General features: G+C 63.8%; 1 protein-coding gene. It reads left to right on the top strand.

Annotated features, from left to right (window positions below):
* Positions 1 to 217: 217 nt before the first annotated feature.
* Positions 218 to 1,571: Do family serine endopeptidase (locus AC1DSN_RS22355; protein ID WP_477332996.1), on the top strand; the 1,354-nt coding region annotated here is incomplete at its 3' end.

Here is a 1,571-nt window from a genome sequence, read left to right on the forward strand (position 1 = left end):
TCCTTGCTCCCTCGTCGACCCCCAAAAAGCGTTTGGTGACGATGGTTTGAAGCCTGAACCTGAGTAACCGCAGCACCAGTGCTAGGTAACAAGTCAGCCTGGGAACACAAGATGTTGTGGTTACGACCGGAGTGAACCTTAAACCCGGAAGGGGTCGAAGTAAAGTGTCGGTGATCGTTGTCTCAGGGTTTGAAATTCACCCAAAAGGAGTTCTTGCATGACCGCCAGCGCTTATCGGCGAACCACGATTTTTTCTGTCCTTGCCACCCTGGGTTTTGCCCTGGCCTCGCCCGCCTTTGCCGGCCTGCCACCGTCCATCAACGGTGAGCCGATGCCTTCACTGGCACCGATGCTGGCCAAGGTGACGCCGGCCGTGGTGAACATCTCGACGAAGACCCGCGTGCGTACACGCAATCCGTATTTCGACGATCCGACCTTCCGCCAGCTGTTCGGCAACCAGGGCGTCCCGCGCGAACGCGTGGAGCAGAGCCTGGGCTCGGGCGTGGTCATCGATGCCGATAAAGGCTATGTGCTGACCAACCACCATGTCGTCGGGGGCGCGGACGATATCACGGTGACGCTGCAGGATGGTCGCGACTTCAAGGCGAAGCTGCTCGGCAGCGACCCGGAGACGGACGTGGCGGTGCTGCAGATTCCGGCGGAGCGCTTGCAGGCGCTGCCGATCGCCGATTCGTCCGCGTTGCGTGTCGGTGATTTCGTGGTGGCCGTGGGCGATCCCTTCGGTCTCGGGCAGACAGCGACGTCGGGCATGGTCTCGGCGCTGGGTCGGTCGGGGCTGGGCAAGGGCTTCCAGAACTTCATCCAGACCGACGCCTCGATCAATCCCGGCAACTCCGGCGGCGCCCTGGTGAACCTGCGCGGCGAGCTGGTCGGCATCAACTCGATGATCTTCACGCCGTCCGGCGGCAATGTCGGTATCGGCTTCGCCATTCCGACGGATCTGGCGACCGGCGTGATGAAGCAGCTGCTGTCTTACGGCAAGGTGCGACGCGGGAATCTCGGCGTGGAGGTGCAGGACATTACGCCGCGCATCGCCGAGGCGCTTCGGCTGAAGGACGCTAACGGGGCGGTGGTCACGCGGATCAACGAGGGCTCCCCGGCGGAGAGCGCGGGGCTGCAGACGGGTGATGTGCTGACCGCCATCGATGGGAAACCGGTGCGCTCGGCACAGGATGTGCGCAATACGGAGGGCCTGCTGCCGCTGGGCGCGAAGGTGAAGCTGGCGGTGCAGCGCGAGGGAGCCTCTCGCGATGTGGAGGCGACGATTGCCGCGGTGGCGATTGCATCGTTAGATGGCGGGAAGGTGGATCCGCGGCTGGCCGGGGTGACGCTGAGCGATCTCACGGCGGAGCAGAAAGCGGCGGGGGCGTTCGGTGTGGTGTTGAGTGGGGTGAAGCGTGGGTCGGCCGCGGCGGGAGCTGGGTTGAAGGATGGGGATATTGTTGTGGGGATTCAGCAGAGAAGGGTGGCGTCGGTGAAGGCGTTGCCGGTGGGGCGTGGGTTGGTTGGGGGGCAGCTGTTGTTGACGGTGGTTCGTGACGGTTCTGTGT

It is taken from the genome of Luteibacter sp. P4_D7_3 (assembly GCF_056401735.1).